This is a genomic window from Microvirga sp. 17 mud 1-3 (assembly GCF_003151255.1).
Taxonomy (GTDB): Bacteria; Pseudomonadota; Alphaproteobacteria; order Rhizobiales; family Beijerinckiaceae; genus Microvirga.
On the sequence record NZ_CP029481.1, the window covers coordinates 577,374 to 595,764 of the forward strand.

Here is an 18,391-nt window from a genome sequence, read left to right on the forward strand (position 1 = left end):
CGTGGAGGCGGCGGCTCCGGCAGGCCATGCGCTTCCATAAGGGAGAGCGGGATCGGGCGCAAAACCCATTCCCTGGGGCATCGTGCTTTAATCCCCGATCCGGGCAAGGATCGGGCATGGCGGTGAACATGCAGGACACCGACTTTTTGTGGGTTTTCGGGTACGGCTCGCTCATGTGGCGGCCGGGTTTCCCTTTCGTCGAAAGGCAGCGCGCCCAGCTCTTCGGCTATCACCGCTCCCTCTGCGTCTTCTCCCATGTCCATCGCGGCACGCCCGAGAGGCCGGGCCTCGTCCTCGGCCTCGACCGGGGCGGGCGCTGCCACGGGGTCGCGTTTCGCGTGGCGCCGGAGGAGGCCGACGCTACGGTCCATTACTTGAGAGAACGCGAGCAGGCGACCGCCGTTTATCTGGAGCGGCAGCTGCCCGTGCGCCTCGTCGATGGCCAGAGAATCACGGCCCTTGCCTATGTCGTGGACCGCAAGCACCCGCAATATGCGGGCCGCCTGTCCTTCGAGGAGACTGTGGACCTGGTCCGCCGTGGGGAAGGGATTTCGGGCCGCAATCCGGACTATGTCCGCTCGACCCATGAGCACCTGATCGGAATGGGTGTCGTCGATCCGCTGCTGGAGCGGTTGAGCGGGGCGGTGGAATAGTAATTTGCCCTCCGTCATTCCGGGGCGGCTCTGAGAGCCGAGCCCGGAACCCCTAACCACCAGCGTCTCAGAACAAGGCATTGCGAGAACCGCTGTGCTTTATCCTGCATCGTCAGCGGTTATGGGTTCCGGGCTCCGCGGCGTGGCCCCGGAATGACGGGGGCGATGCCATCAGTCTTAGCCGACCGATTCGTCGTCCTCACGCAGATCGTCGATCATGGCGCGCCGCTCGCCCTCGTCATGGGCGAGGCGGTGGACATGCATCTCGTTGGCGCCCCGGTTCTGGACCTCGGCCACCCAGCGGGCGCGGGCCTGCTCGCCCGGGTAGGACGCAATGGTGGCGACATCGATGACGTGGGCGGTTCCCGTCGCGTCGCGCTTGACCGCGAGAATCACCGCGTCCGTCGTCACCTCGAAGACCTCCGTCTCGACCAGGGGATGCACGCCGACGATGTAGCGCCGGCCGGAGCGGCCACGCCAGGAACTCAAGGTTTCGGTGGTCCTCAATCCCGCGGTCGCTCTCAGGCGCTCCTCACGCACACCTGCTCTCCTCGCCCGATCGTTGCGGAGATCCCGCATGGCCATGGACCATGATATGGTTCGTTTGTTCGCCATTTGTTCTAAGATAAGAATTGCCGACGCAAGCGTCAAGAATCCTTGAGGCGTAAACGTTCCAAACCCTTGTGAGGTCAGGCGGCGGACTCGTTCGGCGAAGGGGCCCGGAGGCCCAGCTCCCGGCGGCCTTCGGCCACGAGCCGTTCGGACGTCCCTTCGATGGCCTCCTGCATGCGCCGGAAGAAGGCGTCACGGGGCAGCCCCGGCGGGATCGGATCCAGGATCTCAACCAGGATCGTCCCGGGCCGCCGGATGAACTGGCGCCGGGGCCAGAAGAGGCCGGAATTCAGCGCGATCGGCAGGCAGGGAGCGTCCAGGTTCTGGTAGAGGTGGACGACGCCGAACTTGTAGGCCGGAGCGGCGCCGGGCGGACGCCGCGTCCCCTCGGGGAAGATCACGATCTGGCGGCCTTCCTTCGCCTCCTCATGGGCCCGCGCCATCATGCGCATCAGGGCCTGCGAGCCGGCCTTGCGGTTCACCGGCACGCAATCCGCCTTGCGGGCGTACCAGCCGAAGACGGGGATCCACATGAGCTCCCGCTTCAGGATGAAGGTCGGGTCCTTGAAGAGGGGCAGGAGCGCAAAGGTTTCCCACAGGGACTGGTGCTTTGCCGCCACGAGGAGACCGCCCTCGGGAATTCGCTCGCGCCCGCGAATCTCCACCTTCGTTCCGGCGATCACGCGAAGCAGCCAGAGGGACGAGAGGGCCCAGAGCTGCGCACCGCGCATGAAGACCCGCCGGGGCAGCGCGAACGTCGGAATCAGCGCGATCATCCAGAGGATGATGTTCACGTAGAAGGCGATGTTGAACAGAAGGGAGCGGAGGATCAGCATGGCTTCGGCGGGAGGGGCGGGTTATTCCCCGCATGCCTCTCTAAGCCATGTTCGTGCCCGGGGGACAAGGAAAAACCGGCCCCGGGGATACGGGACAGAGGGGAGCGCTCCCCGTCAGCGCCAGAGCGGACCCGCCGAGACGTGCTGGATCGGCCGGCCGCCGCTCAGGATCTTCGCGGCCGAGGAATGCTCGGGATCCTTCTCGAACCGGGTGCGGACCCAGACGACCAAGAACTTCAGATATTCGGAGAAGATCACCTTGGCGGTGGAGAGGTTGCGCCACCAATCGTGCGGGTCGATGGTCGCCGCTACGGGGTAGGGGATCTTCTGCAGGTTCGGCAGGGCGTGGTCGAGTTCCACCAGGGTGCGGGGCATGTGGTAGTTCGACGTGACCACGATCAGGGCGTCGAACTGGTGCTGCTCGGCCCAGCGCCGGGTCTCGATGGCGTTCCCGATGGTGTTGCGGGCGCGATAATCCAGGTCGACGCAGCAATCGAACAGGCGCCGCTGGCCGGGATTGAGGCGGAAGATCTCGTCCCGGCTGGTCTTTTCATTGACGCCGGAGATGAGGAGGCGCTTGGCATAGCCCTGGGCGAGCAGGTCGATGGCGTCGCCGATTCGCTGGGCGCCGCCCGTCAGGGCCACGATGCCGTCGGCCCGGGTCTCGGGCTTCTGCTCGAAACGGTCGAGGGAATAGACGAAGACGAGGAAGCCCAAGAAAAGCAGCACCAGGCTGGTTGCCGCAGCGTAAAATCCTAAACGCAGCACGCGTCTCCTCCGCGACCGTCTACCCGGAGCAGCGGGCGATCCCGACATGGTCCAGCCCCAGCCCAGGGCTTCCATCGTGTCTGCGGCACTGGCTATGGCCAGGTTCTGCGTGCGCGAGGTCATCTCGGCGGACGATAATGCAGAATGCGGCAATGGAGAGGCAACCCTTTTGACTGAGGGGAATCATCAACCATTTCCGTTAAGAAAGCGTCTCACGGTCAGTCGGGACACGATTCCTGTGATCAGCGCCACCGCGAGGGCGATCAGAATCACGACCAAATAGCCGCGCCAGCCGATGTTGAAGGAGCCGAACAGGGCCTCCAGCTGGTCGCCTGCGGGGCTTGCGCGCCAGGACTGGGTGAGAAGCCCGAGCCCGATGGTCATGGCGAGGGCCGCGCCGGCGCCCGCAGCGCTTCCGCGCAATCCGAGCTTGAAGAAGCGGCGCTGGAACTCGCGGGCGATGAAATCGTCGGTCGCTCCCACGAAATGCAGGACATCCACAACCTCCCGGTTCCCGGCCATGGCGCCCCGCGTCGCGAAGGTCACGGCGAGCCCGGCCGCCAGAAGGACCAGAGCGACGAGGACGACGCCCACGCCGATAATGGTATTGGCCATGGTCGAGAGGCGGGAGACCCAGAGCGCATGGTCGTCGAGGCTGGCGCCGGGCACTTGTTCGCGCAGGGATTGCCGCAGCTTCGTAAAGTCCGGTTTTGCCCCGGCCTCCAGTTTCAGGACGATCAGGCGCGGCACCGGCAGGTCGTTGAAGTCGAGCCCCGTGCCGAGCCAGGGCTCCAGGAGCCGCTCCGATTCGGCCTTCGAGAAGGCCTGGGTCTCCTCGATCCCGGGCGTCTGCCGGGCCAGGGCCACGGCGCGGGCCACGTCATCGTCCATCGAGCGCTGCGGGTTCGGGCGGACCTGGATGGTGACCTCCCGGGCCACGTCCGAGCGCCACTGGGTCGAGCTCGAGGCCACGAGCTCGGCGCCGCCGGCGCAGAGGGCCGCCAGGAAGGTCAGAATCGCGATTACGGCGGCGAGCGCCTGGCCCCCCGCCGAATCGACCGGCACCAGGGGCGCGTTGCGCCGCAGGGAGGCCGGCAGGGGACGCTTGTCCTGGGCCTGCGGGCGCGGACCGCGCGTGGGGGTGAGGTCGTTCATGTCGCTCACCCGCCGCTCACTCGTCGATATGCAGCCGGCCGTCGCCGAGAACGAGGCGGCGGACGTCGAGCTGGTCCATGAGGCTGAAATCGTGGGTCGCGATGACGACCGAGGTGCCGAGCCGGTTCAGCTCGATGAACAGGCGCAGGAGCCGCCGGGCGAGGGATGGGTCGACGTTGCCGGTGGGCTCGTCGGCGAGCAGCAGGTCGGGGCGCACGATGAGCGCGCGGGCGATGGCGGCGCGCTGCTTTTCGCCGCCCGAGAGGACCGGCGGCAGCACGTGCATGCGGTCCCCGAGGCCGACCCAGCGCAGCAGCTCCACCACCTCGGCCCGGTAGCTCGTCTCTTCCTTGCCCTGGACGCGCAGGGGAAGCGCCACGTTCTCGTAGGTGGTGAGGTGGTCGAGAAGGCGGAAATCCTGGAAGACGACGCCCATGCGCCGCCGCAGGTCCGTCAGGGAATCCTTGGAAATGCCCGACACGTCCTCCCCGAACAGGGAGATCAGCCCGCGCGTCGGCTTCACAGCGAGGAGGATCAGGCGCAGGAGCGTGGTCTTGCCGGCGCCCGACGGGCCGGTGAGGAACTGGAAGGAGTGGGGCTCGATCGAGAAGGTAAGATCCCGCAGGACCTCGGGGCCCATGCCGTAGCGTACGCCCACATTCTCGAAATGGACGACCGGGGCCGCGTCCCGGTCGAATTCGCTATCGTAAAACGCTTCCACGCGCAGCCAGACCGTCCTTCACGGGGTTTCGTTCGAGCGGCAGGCGGCCCGCCGCTTTTCGATTCGCATCGTTTATGGGCCACTCCCTGCAAACAAGTCCATAAGATCCGGGACGTCGAAGGGCGGGAGGATCCAGGCGTCGCGATGCTAGCGGAACTTCGTTGCCGGATGAACCTCCCCCGTCGCCCGGGAGCGAGTTGAAGCCGCAGGGGCGGCGTGTCCCGACTTCTCCGTTTGACTTCCCGGCGCCGTCATGGTCACGAAGGGGAAATTCTCCCGGCCCGGCCGTCCGCAGCGGGCCTTTCTGCGTGAACGGATTGACGATGACAGGTATCCCCCGCATCCGGGTTCTCTTCGACGAAGAGACGATCGCCAGGCGTAACGAGGAGCTGGCGCAGGACATCGCGCGCGCCAAGCCCGAAAACCTTCTGGTTGTCGCCATCCTGAAGGGCAGCTTCATGTTCGCGGCCGATCTCATCCGTGCCCTGCACCGGGCCGGGCTGGAGCCGCAGGTGGAGTTCGTACACCTCTCCAGCTATCTCGACGGCACCGTGTCGTCCGGGCAGGTGGCGATCCTGCGCGATGTGGAGAGCGACGTGCGCGGGCGCGACGTGCTCCTGGTGGACGACATCCTGGAATCCGGCCGCACCGTCACGTTCGCCAAGGACCTGCTGATGGCCCGCGGCGCCAAGCGCGTGATGACCACCGTGCTCCTGGAGAAGCCCGGCAAGCGGGCTGTGTCCATCGATGCGGATTTCGTGGGCTTTACCTGCCCGGACGTGTTCGTGGTCGGCTACGGCATGGACGTGGCCCATTCCTACCGCCAGCTGCCCTTTGTCGGGGTGGTCGATCACCTCGACAAGAACCCGGACCTGTTCGACCAGCCGGCCAAGGCTCCATCGGCTAAGGGTTGAGCCGCCAGATGGCGGCATTCAGCGCCGTCGCATAGGTCACCCAGGCGAGATAGGGCACGAGCAGCAGGGCCGCGGCGCGGTCCAGGGGCCAGAAGGCGCGGATCGTCGCCACGATGGCGACGATGAGCGCGAGAATCACCACGAGGCCCGCCAGCGGCGCCTGCGCGCCGAAGAAGGCCCAGGACCACAGGGCGTTGAGGGCGAGCTGGACGAAGAAGGCCGCGACGGCTCCCGGCCGTCCCGGGTGGTTCTTCGGCAGGGACAGGATGCGCCAGAGCGCGTAGGCCATCATGGCATAGAGCAGTGTCCAGACCGGGCCGAACAGCCAGTTCGGCGGCGTGAAGCCGGGCTTGGCGAGGCCCGCATACCAGGTCGGGATATTCGGGGTGGTGGCGATCGATCCCAGCACGCCCGCCGCCGCGACCGGCAGGACGGCAGCCAGAAAACGCCTGAAAGGCGGCGTCGGGCGGTCGGGCAGGGCGGTATCGCCGGGGTGCATGACGGTTCGATTCCCTGTAAAGGCCATGTGCTGTCCTGTCTGCAACCCGTCCCCCTTTTCGGAGGTTCCGATGTCGCCGTCGCATCTGCTCTGGTCTAAGCGTTCCCTTACGGCACAGGCCATGGGCCACGTGGATCCGATCACCAAGGCGGTCGTGCCGCCGATCCATGTCGCGACGACCTATATCCGTGACGAGGACAATGCCTATTCGTCGGGCTTTGTCTATGGGCGCCCGGACAACGCCACCGTCCGGGAGGCGGAGGCCGTGCTGGCCATGCTCGAAGAGGCGGATGCAGGCGCCCTGCTGTTCTCCTCCGGCATGGCGGCCGCGACCGCGGTGTTCCAGGCGCTGGAGCCGGGCGACCATGTGGTCGCGTCCAAGGTCATGTATTGGGCCCTGCGCAATTGGCTCGCCACCGAGGCGGCCCGTTGGGGCCTCGTGATCGATTTCGCCGAGACGGACGACCTCGACGCCCTGCGCAAGGCCGTCATCCCCGGGCGGACGAAGCTGGTCTGGGCCGAGACACCCTCGAACCCTCTCTGGACCATCACGGATATCGAGGCCGCGGCCGAGATCGCCCATGCGGCCGGCGCGCGGCTCGCGGTCGATTCCACCACCGCATCTCCGGTCCATACCCGGCCCCTGGCGCTCGGAGCCGACATCGTCATGCACGCGGCCACGAAGGTCCTGAACGGCCACTCGGACGTGGTGGCGGGTGTGCTCGCGGGCGCGAAGGCGGACGAGTTCTGGAACCGGATCGTCTCCATCCGCAAGATGCAGGGCGCGATCCTCGGGCCGTTCGAGGCCTATCTCCTCATGCGCGGCATGCGCACGCTCCACCTGCGCGCCGCCGCCCAGGCCCGCAGCGCCATGGTCCTGGCCGAGCGCCTGAGCGAGCACCCCAAGGTCGCCCGCGTGCTCTATCCGGGTCTCCCGCAGCACCCGGGACATGACGTTGCGGCACGGCAGATGGAGGGCGGGTTCGGCTACATGCTGTCCATCCAGCTCACGGGCGGGGAGGCGGCCGCCATTCGAGCCGCCGCGCGGGTCGGTCTGTGGAAGCGGGCCACGTCCCTCGGCGGGGTCGAGAGCCTGATCGAGCACCGGGCTTCCATCGAAGGGCCCGGCACGCCCTGTCCGCCTGATCTGCTTCGCCTCTCCACCGGCATCGAGGACGTGAACGACCTCTTCACGGATCTGGACGAGGCCCTGCGCGCGGCCTGAGGGCCCGTGTTGATCTTGTCACAAAACTCGTGTTCTCCTGGAGGCAAGAAGAACGACCTTCCGAGAGAAACACACATGACATCGCCCTCGATTACCCGCCGGCGCGTCCTGCAGACCGGCGTCGCCGCCGCTGCCGTCGTGGCCCTGCCGAAGGTCGGCTTCGGCGCCGAGCCGGTGGTGAAGCTCCGCATCCTGGAGACCACCGACCTGCACGTGAACATCATGCCGTACGATTATTATCGTGACGCGGCGGACGACACGGTGGGCCTGGCCCGGACCGCGACTCTCGTGAAGGATGCGCGGGCGAGGCGAAGAACAGCCTCCTGTTCGACAACGGCGACCTGATCCAGGGCTCGCCCCTCGGCGATTTCGTGGCCTATCGCCGCGGCATGAAGAAGGGCGACGTCCATCCCATGGTCGCCGCCATGAACACCCTGAATTACGATTGCGGGACGCTGGGCAATCACGAGTTCAACTACGGGCTCGAGTTCCTCGAGAATTCCCTTGGGGAAGCGAAATTCCCCATCGTCTGCGCCAATGTGATCAAGGCCGATGGCTCGCCTCTGCGTAAGCCCTGGCTCATCCTCGACCGGGAATTCACGGACGAGGCCGGCGCCAAGCAGAAGCTGAAGGTCGGCGTGATCGGCTTCGTGCCGCCGCAGATCGTGCAGTGGGACAAGGCCAATCTCGACGGCAAGGCGACCACCATCGACATTGTCGATGCGGCGCAGAAGCATCTGCCGGATCTCAAGAAGGCGGGTGCCGACATCGTCGTGGCGCTCTGCCATTCGGGCATCGCGGGCGGCGAGCGCAAGGGTGGCGAGGAGAACGCGGCCCTTCACCTCGCCAAGGTGGACGGCATCGACGTGATCCTCACCGGGCACCAGCATTTCACCTTCCCGGGCGGCAAGGAGTTCAACAACATTCCGGGCGTCGACGTGAAGGCCGGCACCCTGCACGGCAAGCCTGCCGTCATGGCGGGTTTCTGGGGCAGCCATCTCGGGATGATCGACCTGGAGCTGGCACGCGACGGCAGTGCCTGGAAGGTTGCGAATTTCCGCACCGAGCTGCGCCCGATCTACGACCGCGTCGACCGCAAGGTGGTGGCGAAGACCGAGTCGGACGCCGCCGTGCTGGCGGCCGTGAAGGCCGATCACGAGGCGACGCTGAAATACGTGCGCGAGCCGGTCGGCACCACGGCCGTTCCGATCCATTCCTATTACTCGCTGGTGGCGGACGACGCGTCCGTGAAGCTCGTGGCCGAGGCGCAGGCCTGGTATGTGGCGGACCTGCTCAAGACCACGCCGCACAAGGACCTGCCGCTCCTCTCGGCGGCCGCGCCGTTCAAGGCTGGCGGGCGCGGTGGCCCGAACTACTACACCGAGATCAAGCCGGGCCCGCTCGCCATCAAGGATATGGCGGACATCTACATCTATCCGAACACGATCCGCGCCGTGAAGGTGACGGGCGCGCAGGTGCGCGAATGGCTGGAGCGCTCGGCCGGCATCTACAACCAGATCGATCCGGCGAAGAGCGACGAGCAGGAGCTCATCAATCCCAAGTTCCCGGCCTACAATTTCGACGTGATCGCCGGCGTGCAGTACAAGATCGATCCGACGCAGGCCTCCCGCTACGACAATGACGGCAAGCTCGTGAACCCGGATGCGCACCGTATCAAGGACCTGACCTATAACGGCAAGCCCGTGGCGGACGATCAGGTCTTCATCGTGGCGACGAACAATTACCGCGCCGGAGGCGGCGGCAACTTCCCCGGCAACGACGGCACCACCATCGTGCTCGATGCGCCGGACCTCACCCGTGACGCCATCATGCGCTACATCATTGAACGCAAGGAGGTGGCGCCCAAGGCAGACGGCTCATGGTCGCTCCTGCCGCCGCCCGGCAACGCGACCGTCATCTTCACGACGGGTCCCAACGCGGTGGCCTACCAGCCGGCCGGGATCAAGGTGGAGAAGATGGGCGACGCGCCCGAGGGCTTCATCAAGTACCGCGTCGTCGGCTGACGAGCCCCTGCGAACAGCATTCGGCGGCCGGAAACCCTCTGGCCGCCTTTTTCGTGAGCGGAAGCCCTCCGCGCTTACGGCAGCTTCACCACGTCCTCGACCTGGTCGTAGCCCTTCATGTCGTCCAGGCGTCCCTGCTTGGCCGCCTGGATGGTGCCATTGAGCTCTCCCCCGAAAAGGAAGATCGCCCCGAGGGTGTAGAGGAAGATCAGCGCCACCATGGCGGTGGACAGGCCCCCATAGGTCGACGCATAGGCGCCGGGGTAATATTCGAGGTACCAGCCGAAGCCGAGGCCGCCGAGGAGCCAGAGCAGGAGCGTCACGCAGACCCCCGGCAAAATCGAGAGGATGCTGCGCCGTCCGGCCGGGATGAACTTGTGGGCGACGAGAAGCCCGGCCACGATGATGAGGGTCGCGGTCCCGATGCGGACGAAGCCGATCAGGCTGTCCAGGGGCCGGAGGGCCGGAACCCAGTAGAGCGCGCCGCGCCAGACGAAGGGCCCGAGCACCACGAGGAGCGCGAGGGCCAGCATCACCAGGGCGCCACCCATGACGAAGGCCAGCGATTCGAGGCGGGTGAGCCACCAGGCCCGCGTCTCGCGCAGGCCATAGGCGCGATTGAGGCCGACCCGCAGGCTTTCGACGCCGCTCGACGCGAAGTAGAGGGCCAGGACCAGGCCTAAGGTAAGCACATCGCTGCGCCGCCCGGTCAGGATCCGGTGAATCTCCCCGGCGATCGGCTCCGCCACTTCCCGCGGCCATGCTTCCAGAATGATGTTCGCGGCCTCGTCGGCCAGGGTCCCGGTTCCGAACAGGCCCGCCAGCGCCGTGAGCAGGATGAGGAATGGGAACATGGAGGTCAGCACCGAGAGGGCGATATGGCTGGCAATCGCCCAGGCGTCGTGAAGCAGGAAGCGGTTGGCGGCGACCGTAACGAGTTCAAAGCAAAGGCGCAGGCGGCTCAACAAACTTCCCCGACCGGTAAAACACGAGACAGGGAACTTAGGATGCTTCGCGTGCGAATCGATAGGCCTTTGCGGCCGTCCTTGCCTCTGGTCCGGTATTTCCTCTTCGAATGAGAGCATCGTCTAAGTGCAAACCGGGTCCACTTTTCCGCGGGATGCTCTAGGATGCCGGCCCGTCGCGGCCCGGCGCCGTGGCTCTTCCTCCCGTGTCCTGATCCCATGTCCTCCGACGCCCCGACCTCCGAACCCCTTCTGGCGCGCCTCGCGCCGCCCCTCTTCGTCGCGATCTGGGCCACGGGCTTCATCGTCGCGCGGATCGTCGCGCCCTATGCGGAACCGCTCACGTTCCTGCTGGTGCGCTACCTTCTCGCCCTCACGGTGCTCGTCGCGGTGGTCACCGTCGCGCGGGTGCCCTGGCCTCGGACCGGGCGGGAATGGACGAATGGTCTGGTCGCCGGAATCCTGCTGCACGGCTTCTACCTGGGCGGTGTCTTCTGGGCCGTGAAGAACGGGCTGCCGGCCGGGATCATGGCCCTGATCGCGGGCCTCCAGCCGCTCGCGACCGCCATCCTGTCCCGACCTCTCCTCGGCGAGCGCGTGCCGCTCCGGGGCTGGGCCGGAATCGCCATTGGCTTTCTCGGCGCCGCCCTGGTGATCCTGCCGAAGCTCGGGGAGAGCAGCATGCCGCCCGCGGCCCTCACGGTCGGCCTTCTGGGCATGCTCTCGATCACGCTCGGCACGGTCTGGCAGAAGCGGAGGGGCGGCACGGGCGATCTCAGGGCGAACGTCGCTATCCAGTATCTGGGCGCGGCCGCCGTGACGGTGCCGATGGTGCTTCTGACGGAAGAAGGGCGGATCGAATGGGCGATGCCGCTCATCGGCGCCCTGGCCTGGGCGGTGCTCGGCCTGTCCATCGGAGCCATCGGCCTCCTGCTCTATCTCATCCGCCGCGGAGCCGTGGTCGGGGTCGCGACCCTTCTGTATCTTGTGCCGCCGGTCGCGGCCCTCATGGCCTTCGCCCTGTTCGGCGAGACCCTGAGCCTCGTGCAGATCGTCGGCATGGGCTTCGCGGCCTTCGGGGTCGCCATCGCGAGCCGGCGCTAGGGTTTGCTCGCCTTCCCCTTGTGGAGAAGAAATCGCGGCGAACCCTATCGTCATTCCGGGATGGTCCGGAGGGCCAGGCCCGGAACCCAGAACCGCTGACAAAGCAGAAGAAATTGCAGCGGTTCTCGTAATGCCTCGTTCTGAAACGCTGGCGATTATGGGTTCCGGGCTCCGCTGATGCGGCCCCGGAATGACAGTGTATGACCTTCCCGTCATGGCGGGCTTGACTCCGGAATGACGAGGGAAACACTCTTCCTCTGGAGGATCCAGGCTCCAGATGCGCGAAAGCCCCAGGCGGGAGGCCTGAGGCTTTCAGGGGATGGCAGGATCCTACTTGGTGATCTTGACCGAGACCGGATCACTGGCCGGGAAGGTCTCTTCCACGCCCTCGTCGAGCTTGCGGTCGAGGCTTTCCTTTGAATTCTCGGGCAGCTTCTTATCCTTGATATCGCTCTTGTTGTGTTGCGACTCTTGGTTATGAGGCTTGTCCTTCATGAACGATCTCCTGCTCGGGCGAAGTCGGCCCGTTGTGGAATGACAACGCCCGAGAGCCGGATCCGATCCCTTTAAGAGGCAAGCGTTGCGTCAGCGCGGCTGGCCCTGCTGGGTATAGACGAAGTAGTCGAACGGCAGTTCGGCGATCCGGAACCAGGTATATTCCTTCTCGCGGAACGCATTCCACGAATCGTAGATCTTCTTGAACTTCGGATTGGCGGCAGCGATCTCATTGTAGAACGCGTAGGCTTCCTTGTAGCTCGATTCGAGAATATCCCGTGGGAAGGCGCGCAGCTGTGCGCCCTGCGCCACCAGGCGGCGGACCGCCTCGGCGTTCTCGGCGTCGTATTTCATGACGCACTGGGCGTTCGCCTCCGCGCAGGCCGCCTCAAGGATCGCCTTGTAGGAGGCCGGCAGCCCGTTCCACTTGTCCATGTTGACGTAGAGCGAGGGCTGGGCCGACCCTTCCCAGAAGCCGGGGTAGTAATAGTATTTGGCCACCTTCACGAAGCCGAGCTTCTCGTCGTCATAGGGGCCCGAGAACTCCACCGCATCGAGGGTGCCGCGCTCGAGGGCCGGGTAGATGTCGCCCGCGGCAAGCACCTGCGGCACGACGCCGAGGCGGGACATGATCTGCCCGCCCATGCCGGCAATGCGCATCTTCAGGCCCTTGAGATCCTGCGCGGCCTTGATCTCGCTGCGGAACCAGCCACCCATCTGCGCGCCGGTCTGGCCCGCCGGGAACGGCATGACATTGTAGTCCTTCATGAATTCGCGCACGAGCTGGAGCCCGCCGCCATACATCATCCAGGCGTTGTGATGGCGCACGTTCATGCCCCAGGGCATGGAGGTCTCGAACTGGAATGTGGGGTCCTTGCCGATATAGAAGCTCGACAGGGTGTAGCCGCATTCGACGGTGCCGTTCTGGACGCTGTCGAGCACCTGAAGTCCACTCACCAGCTCACCGGCCGCGAAGACCTGGATCTGGAACTTGTTGTCGGTCGCTTCGGCCACACGCTTGGCGATCTGGGCACCGGCACCATAGAGGGTGTCGAGGCTCTTCGGATAGCTGGAGGCCATGCGCCAGCGGATTTCCGGCTGGGTCTGCGCGATGGCCGGAGAAGCCACGCCTGCGGCGGCGGCCAATCCTGCACCCTTGAGCATCGTTCTTCTGTCCATGGGGTTCCTCTCCCTGCGAAGTTTGTCGGTCCGGTCGTGGCACGAGGCCTGTGCCGGGGCTGCGAACAGGTAGCATCGCACATCACGTAAGGGAAAGGCACGAGCCGGAAACGAATGGGTGCCGAGGGGTTCAGGGCATGGCTCGACGCCAGACGGCCTCCGCCCGTGGAGACGGGCGGAGGCCGGATCAGGCTTAGAGGGCAGGCCCTCCGGCTCAGCGTTCCTCGCTGCCGCCCTTGGACAGGGGCCGGCTCATCTGCGGGCCGTCGCCGCGAGCGGAGCGCTTCGGGGGCTTCTCGTCACCGGTGGAGGATTGCGAACGCCCGCCGGCCTGCGTCGCCGTGGGATGCCCGCGCACGAAGGCGCCCTTCGGAGCCGCGACCGCATTGCCCGGAGCGGGCACACGCTGGCGGCCCGAATCGGGCGTGATCCCCTTGGGCCGCCCCGCAGAGGACCCTTCCGATGCGCGCGCGGGTGCCTTTGCGGGGCTTTTGATGGCCGTGGTCGGCACGCTCTCGGCGATTTCAGCGTTGGTGAGCGTGACGCTCACATCCTCGGCGCCGCGCTCCGGCGGAACTTCGTGGAAGCCGCGGATTCCCGCATTGGAGCCGCTCCTGATGCGGCCATCCTCCACATGAGCGATGTCGAGATCGGGATCGAGCTTCTTGGTCGCGCCCATGATGCCGGTGGCCTTTGCGGCAGCGCGCTTGGCATTGCCGACCTCATTGCGCTGGGTCGGCCCCGCGATGAAGTCCGGGCCGCCTTGCTCTGCCTGCAGTTCCTCATTAAGCACCTCGTCCACATCCGGCTCCGGCGGACGGCCGCGCTTGTCCTGCGCCATGAAAAGCTCCTTTTTGCTTGTCGCGGGCCTCATGCCCACCTCTTCAAGGGCCAACGCCCCTTCGGGAAGACGGGTTCCTGAAACGGCGCGCCTGTAGCCTTGCTACTGGCCAAGCTCCTTCTGGATGTCCTGGAGCAGGGCGATGTGCTCCCTGATCTGGCCCATTGCGAGCTTCGCGACATTCATGAGTTCGCGGTTTTGCGGATTGCCCTGCAGGTAGCGCTCCTGGACGGCGAAGAGGTCCTGGTGGCCCTTGAGCTGCATGGCGACGTAGTCCTTGTCGAAGGCCGGACCACCTTGCGCCTTCGACATGCGCTCCATGGCGGCCGCATCATTCTGCGGCAGCTCCGGTGCCGTCGAGGCCGCCTGCTGCGCTCCTTTCGTGGTGGAGGAGGTGGCGGTCGGCTCGGCCATGGAATGCATCACGTCCGACAGGGTGTTCTGCTCGGCGATCTCGAACCCGGCGAATTGCTTCACGCGCGGGTTCTGCGCTTTCGTGGCGGCGAAGTTGGAGGCCTGGAGCGAGACGGTGCCGGCCGCGAGGGTCTGCTCCACATATTGCCGGTCGGCCTGGGATTGCTGCTGGCCCATCTGGGCCGTAGCGCCGGCCTGTCCCTGGTTCGTCTGCGCCCGGGTATCCTGAGGTGCGCCGCCCTGGCGGACCCGCTGCTCGCGCTGCTGGACATTCTGGCCGAGACCCTGGTTGGTCTGCGTTTCCGCAGGCTGCGGTGTGGTCGGATAGGGAATGGCCTGGTTCTGCTGCACCTGCTGGGCGAGGGCCGGACAGGCGAGAACGGCGGCAAGGCCGACAATGGCGAGACGGCGGGGCATCGGATGTCTCCTGCTGGGTTCACGGGGCGAACGCGCGTCGGAGGCGGTTTGTTCGGCCGAAGACCATGCAAAAAGCCCCGCGGTCTCCCGCGGGGCTTTGGTTTCAGGATAGTCCGAACGGCTTTAGTTCAGCCGCACGCCCTCCGGCGCGCGCTCGGCGGTCCTTGCCACCGGCACGCCGCCGATCGTCAGGCCCTCGGGGCCCGCTTGGACGGCCACGTGTTCGCCGTCGTGGATCTCGCCGGCCAGGATCTGCTCGGCGAGCGGGTCCTGCACGTTCTTCTGGATCACGCGCTTCAGGGGGCGCGCGCCATAGGCCGGGTCGTAGCCCTTGTCGGCGAGCCACTCGCGCGCCTCCGGAGCGAGCTCGAGGGTGATCTTGCGATCCTCTAGGAGCTTCTGCAGGCGGGCGACCTGGATATCCACGATGGCGCCCATCTCGGACCGCTTCAGCCGGTGGAACAGGATGATCTCGTCGACGCGGTTGAGGAATTCGGGCCGGAAATGCGCCCGCACCACGCCCATCACCTCGTCGCGGACCGCATCGGTGTCCTGGCCTTCCGGCTGGTTCACCAGATATTCGGCCCCGAGGTTAGACGTCATGATGATCAGCGTGTTGCGGAAGTCCACGGTGCGGCCCTGGCCGTCCGTGAGGCGCCCATCGTCGAGCACTTGGAGCAGCACGTTGAACACGTCCGGATGCGCCTTCTCGATCTCGTCGAACAGCACCACCTGATAGGGCCGGCGGCGGACGGCTTCTGTCAGCGCGCCGCCCTCCTCATAGCCCACATAGCCGGGAGGCGCGCCGATGAGCCGGGCGACCGAGTGCTTCTCCATGTATTCCGACATGTCGATGCGAACGAGCGCCGTCTCATCGTCGAACAGGAAGCTCGCCAGCGCCTTGGTCAGCTCGGTCTTGCCGACGCCTGTGGGGCCGAGGAACATGAACGAGCCGATGGGCCGGTTCGGATCCTGCAGGCCCGCGCGGGCACGGCGCACCGCTGTCGAGACGGCTTCCACCGCCTCGCGCTGACCGATGACGCGCTTCGCGAGCTGCAGCTCCATCTGGAGGAGCTTCTCGCGCTCGCCTTCGAGCATCTTGTCGACAGGCACGCCGGTCCAGCGCGAGACGACCTGCGCCACGTGGTCGGGCGTCACCGCCTCTTCCATCATGCCGGCGCCGTCGCCCTTGGCCTCCGTGTCGGCGAGCTCCTTCTCCAGACCCGGAATGATCCCGTAGGAGAGTTCGCCCGCCTTTGCCCAATCGCCTGTGCGCTGCGCCTGGCCGAGTTGCGTCCGCGCCTCGTCGAGGCGCTTCTTGAGCTCCGCGGCGCGGCCGAGCTTGTCCTTCTCGGATTTCCAGCGCGCCGTGATGGCGGCCGACTGCTCCTCGAGATCGGCAAGCTCCTTCTCGAGCCGCGCAAGGCGGTCCTTGGAGGCCGTATCGGTCTCCTTCTTGAGGGCCTCCTGCTCGATCTTCAGGCGCACGATCTCGCGGTCGATGTTGTCGAGCTCCTCAGGCTTCGAATCGACCTGCATGCGCAGGCGCGAGGAAGCCTCGTCCACGAGGTCGATGGCCTTGTCGGGCAGGAACCGGTCGGTGATGTAGCGGTTCGACAGCGTCGCGGCAGCCACCAGCGCCGAGTCGGTGATGCGCACCCCGTGATGCTGCTCGTACTTCTCCTTCAGGCCGCGCAGGATCGACACCGTGTCCTCCACGGTGGGCTCGCTGACGAAGACCGGCTGGAACCGGCGAGCGAGCGCCGCATCCTTCTCCACGTGCTTGCGGTACTCGTCGAGGGTCGTCGCGCCGACGCAGTGCAGCTCGCCGCGGGCAAGCGCGGGCTTGAGGAGGTTCGACGCGTCCATGGCGCCGTCCGCCTTGCCGGCTCCGACCAGCGTGTGCATCTCGTCGATGAACAGGATGATGCCGCCTTCCGCAGCCGTGACTTCGCTGAGCACGGCCTTCAGGCGCTCCTCGAACTCGCCGCGATATTTCGCGCCCGCAATCAGCGCGCCCATGTCGAGGGCGAGCAGCTGCTTGTCCTTGAGCGATTCCGGCACGTCGCCGTTGACGATGCGCAGCGCCAGGCCTTCAACGATGGCGGTCTTGCCGACGCCGGGCTCGCCGATGAGAACCGGGTTGTTCTTGGTGCGCCGGGACAGAACCTGGATCGTGCGGCGGATCTCCTCGTCGCGGCCGATCACCGGATCGAGCTTGCCCTCGCGGGCCGCTTCCGTCAGGTCGCGGGCATATTTCTTGAGCGCGTCATAGGCGTTCTCGGCAGTCGCGTTGTCGGCCGTGCGGCCCTTGCGGAGCGCATTGATGGCGGCGTTCAGCGATTGCGGCGTCACGCCCGCCTGCGCCAGGATGCGGCCGGCATCCGTGTCCTTCTCCATGGCGAGCGCCAGCAGCATGCGCTCCACGGTGACGTAGGAGTCGCCTGCCTTCTCGGCGGTCTTCTCGGCATTGTCGAAGAAGCGCATCAGCTCGCGCGTCGCCTGCGGCTGCGAGGCCGCGCCGGACACCTTGGGCTGCTTGGCGAGCCATTGCTCGACCGCGGCGTGAGCCTCGCGGGAGCGGCCGCCGGCCCGGTCGATCAGGCCTGCGCAGAGACCCTCCGGGTCGTCGAGCAGCACCTTCAGCACATGGCCCGGAGCCAGCTGCGGATGGCCTTCGCGCATGGCCAGATTCTGGGCCGCCTGCACGAAGCCGCGGGCGCGCTCGGTATATTTCTCGAAATTCATCTGTCACCCCTCCTGGAGCCTGTCCGTCCGTCACGCGGCCCGGGCAGGTCCTTTCGATGTCGGACCTTCCTTGCGAAGCATCCGCTGAGGATAAGGTGGTGTGGCGGATCAGCCACAACAAGAGGGGGAACCCCTTTGCAAGGCTGGCATTGACCTCCCATCAATCGAGGAGGTGAGCATGACACGCGATCCGCGTTCCGATGCCGAGAAAGCCCGGGCCGATCTGGCCCGCAATTCCGAGCTCGGCATGGCGGTTCCGGAGAGCCCGGCAGAGCGCAAGCCCTCCGTAACCCCACGGACCTTCGGCGACACGACCCAGAAAGCCAATGATTTCGTAGCCCAGGAGGGGCTGCAGGCCGGCCCCGAATGGGATGACGGCGATTCCACCGGTACCGGCACGATCCCACCGAGCGGACAGGTCCCCGTCTGGCCCGAAGGGTCCGAGCCGAACCGTAATCCAGACGAAACCGACGAGGACGTGCTCTCGCGCGCCAAGGAGTAAACGATGATCCTATCCAAGCTGACCGGTGCCCTGTCCAAGCTCAACCCGAGGACCCGCCGGGCCCAGAAGGCGCGTGAGGAGTTGCGCGCCAATGCCGAGAAGGCCCTGCGCATGAAGCAGGAAGCTGAGTCCGGTTCGCACGTCCCGCCGCATCGGACGGCGAATGAGGGCATGCAGCCGCACGAGGCCAAGAACCGCGATCACATTCCAGCCCGGGAAGGCTTCAACACCGCAGAACTCAAGCGCTCGCGGGTCGCCCGGTCGGGCGATGCCTCCTAACTCTTCGCGATAGGATTGCTGAAGGATACCTCCGGCTTAA

18 protein-coding genes and 1 pseudogene are annotated in these 18,391 nt (G+C 66.2%); 7 read left to right on the top strand and 12 right to left on the bottom strand.

All coding sequences use genetic code 11. The features are described from left to right. The first annotated feature begins 116 nt into the window (after window positions 1-116). On the top strand, window positions 117-653 hold the full coding sequence (locus C4E04_RS02620) for a gamma-glutamylcyclotransferase (RefSeq protein WP_245416212.1): 537 nt from the start codon (window positions 117-119) through the stop codon (window positions 651-653). Between the two features lie 177 nt (window positions 654-830). Here C4E04_RS02620 and C4E04_RS02625 read toward each other — a convergent pair whose 3' ends face one another. The 5 genes from C4E04_RS02625 to C4E04_RS02645 form a co-directional block, all read right to left on the bottom strand. Next, window positions 831-1,193, bottom strand: a complete 363-nt coding sequence (locus tag C4E04_RS02625; protein WP_371682028.1) for a hypothetical protein — start codon at window positions 1,191-1,193, stop codon at window positions 831-833. 149 nt (window positions 1,194-1,342) lie between these two features. Continuing rightward, a complete protein-coding gene (locus C4E04_RS02630; protein WP_109594692.1) occupies window positions 1,343-2,101 on the bottom strand; it encodes a 1-acyl-sn-glycerol-3-phosphate acyltransferase in 759 nt (252 codons plus the stop codon). 114 nt (window positions 2,102-2,215) lie between these two features. Continuing rightward, window positions 2,216-2,917 (bottom strand): YdcF family protein, encoded by a 702-nt coding sequence (locus C4E04_RS02635; RefSeq protein WP_371682073.1) that lies wholly within the window; start codon window positions 2,915-2,917, stop codon window positions 2,216-2,218. Window positions 2,918-3,055: 138 nt separating this feature from the next. Continuing rightward, window positions 3,056-4,024 (bottom strand): ABC transporter permease, encoded by a 969-nt coding sequence (locus tag C4E04_RS02640; RefSeq protein ID WP_109600705.1) that lies wholly within the window; start codon window positions 4,022-4,024, stop codon window positions 3,056-3,058. Window positions 4,025-4,040: 16 nt separating this feature from the next. Next, on the bottom strand, window positions 4,041-4,664 hold the full coding sequence (locus C4E04_RS02645) for a cell division ATP-binding protein FtsE (protein ID WP_371682074.1): 624 nt from the start codon (window positions 4,662-4,664) through the stop codon (window positions 4,041-4,043). A 404-nt stretch (window positions 4,665-5,068) separates the two neighbouring features. On the opposite strand from C4E04_RS02645, the gene hpt reads away from it, so the two are divergent. Further along, complete coding sequence (gene hpt / locus C4E04_RS02650) at window positions 5,069-5,659, top strand: hypoxanthine phosphoribosyltransferase (protein WP_109594696.1); 591 nt, start codon at window positions 5,069-5,071, stop codon at window positions 5,657-5,659. On the opposite strand, the gene C4E04_RS02655 is transcribed toward hpt, so the two are convergent. Continuing rightward, complete coding sequence (locus C4E04_RS02655) at window positions 5,649-6,185, bottom strand: TspO/MBR family protein (protein ID WP_371682029.1); 537 nt, start codon at window positions 6,183-6,185, stop codon at window positions 5,649-5,651. The genes hpt and C4E04_RS02655 overlap by 11 nt on opposite strands. 43 nt (window positions 6,186-6,228) lie before the next feature. Here C4E04_RS02655 and C4E04_RS02660 point away from each other — a divergent pair, with 43 nt between their 5' ends. Further along, window positions 6,229-7,383: a PLP-dependent aspartate aminotransferase family protein gene (locus C4E04_RS02660; protein ID WP_109594700.1), complete on the top strand. Its 1,155-nt coding sequence runs from the start codon at window positions 6,229-6,231 to the stop codon at window positions 7,381-7,383. A gap of 75 nt (window positions 7,384-7,458) precedes the next feature. Beyond that, window positions 7,459-9,407 (top strand): annotated as a pseudogene (locus C4E04_RS02665) (bifunctional 2',3'-cyclic-nucleotide 2'-phosphodiesterase/3'-nucleotidase). A gap of 74 nt (window positions 9,408-9,481) precedes the next feature. Here the strand turns inward: C4E04_RS02665 and C4E04_RS02670 are convergent. Continuing rightward, on the bottom strand, window positions 9,482-10,372 hold the full coding sequence (locus C4E04_RS02670) for a YihY/virulence factor BrkB family protein (RefSeq protein ID WP_174219246.1): 891 nt from the start codon (window positions 10,370-10,372) through the stop codon (window positions 9,482-9,484). A gap of 219 nt (window positions 10,373-10,591) precedes the next feature. Here C4E04_RS02670 and C4E04_RS02675 point away from each other — a divergent pair, with 219 nt between their 5' ends. Beyond that, window positions 10,592-11,476: a DMT family transporter gene (locus C4E04_RS02675; protein ID WP_109594704.1), complete on the top strand. Its 885-nt coding sequence runs from the start codon at window positions 10,592-10,594 to the stop codon at window positions 11,474-11,476. Window positions 11,477-11,806: 330 nt separating this feature from the next. Here C4E04_RS02675 and C4E04_RS21080 read toward each other — a convergent pair whose 3' ends face one another. The 5 genes from C4E04_RS21080 to clpB form a co-directional block, all read right to left on the bottom strand. Next, window positions 11,807-11,971, bottom strand: coding sequence for a hypothetical protein (locus tag C4E04_RS21080; RefSeq protein ID WP_174219247.1), 165 nt, complete (start codon window positions 11,969-11,971; stop codon window positions 11,807-11,809). Between the two features lie 90 nt (window positions 11,972-12,061). Continuing rightward, window positions 12,062-13,150 (bottom strand): TRAP transporter substrate-binding protein, encoded by a 1,089-nt coding sequence (locus C4E04_RS02680; RefSeq protein ID WP_109594706.1) that lies wholly within the window; start codon window positions 13,148-13,150, stop codon window positions 12,062-12,064. Between the two features lie 214 nt (window positions 13,151-13,364). Next, window positions 13,365-13,991 (bottom strand): hypothetical protein, encoded by a 627-nt coding sequence (locus tag C4E04_RS02685; RefSeq protein WP_162559247.1) that lies wholly within the window; start codon window positions 13,989-13,991, stop codon window positions 13,365-13,367. Between the two features lie 102 nt (window positions 13,992-14,093). Continuing rightward, window positions 14,094-14,822, bottom strand: a complete 729-nt coding sequence (locus C4E04_RS02690) for a DUF4142 domain-containing protein (RefSeq protein WP_109594709.1) — start codon at window positions 14,820-14,822, stop codon at window positions 14,094-14,096. 123 nt (window positions 14,823-14,945) lie between these two features. Then, complete coding sequence (gene clpB, locus C4E04_RS02695) at window positions 14,946-17,570, bottom strand: ATP-dependent chaperone ClpB (protein WP_109594711.1); 2,625 nt, start codon at window positions 17,568-17,570, stop codon at window positions 14,946-14,948. Between the two features lie 178 nt (window positions 17,571-17,748). Here clpB and C4E04_RS02700 point away from each other — a divergent pair, with 178 nt between their 5' ends. Further along, entirely contained in the window at window positions 17,749-18,072 is a 324-nt protein-coding gene (locus tag C4E04_RS02700; RefSeq protein ID WP_109594713.1) for a hypothetical protein, read from the top strand. 3 nt (window positions 18,073-18,075) lie between these two features. Further along, window positions 18,076-18,351 (top strand): hypothetical protein, encoded by a 276-nt coding sequence (locus tag C4E04_RS02705; RefSeq protein ID WP_109594715.1) that lies wholly within the window; start codon window positions 18,076-18,078, stop codon window positions 18,349-18,351. The last annotated feature ends 40 nt before the right edge of the window (window positions 18,352-18,391 follow it).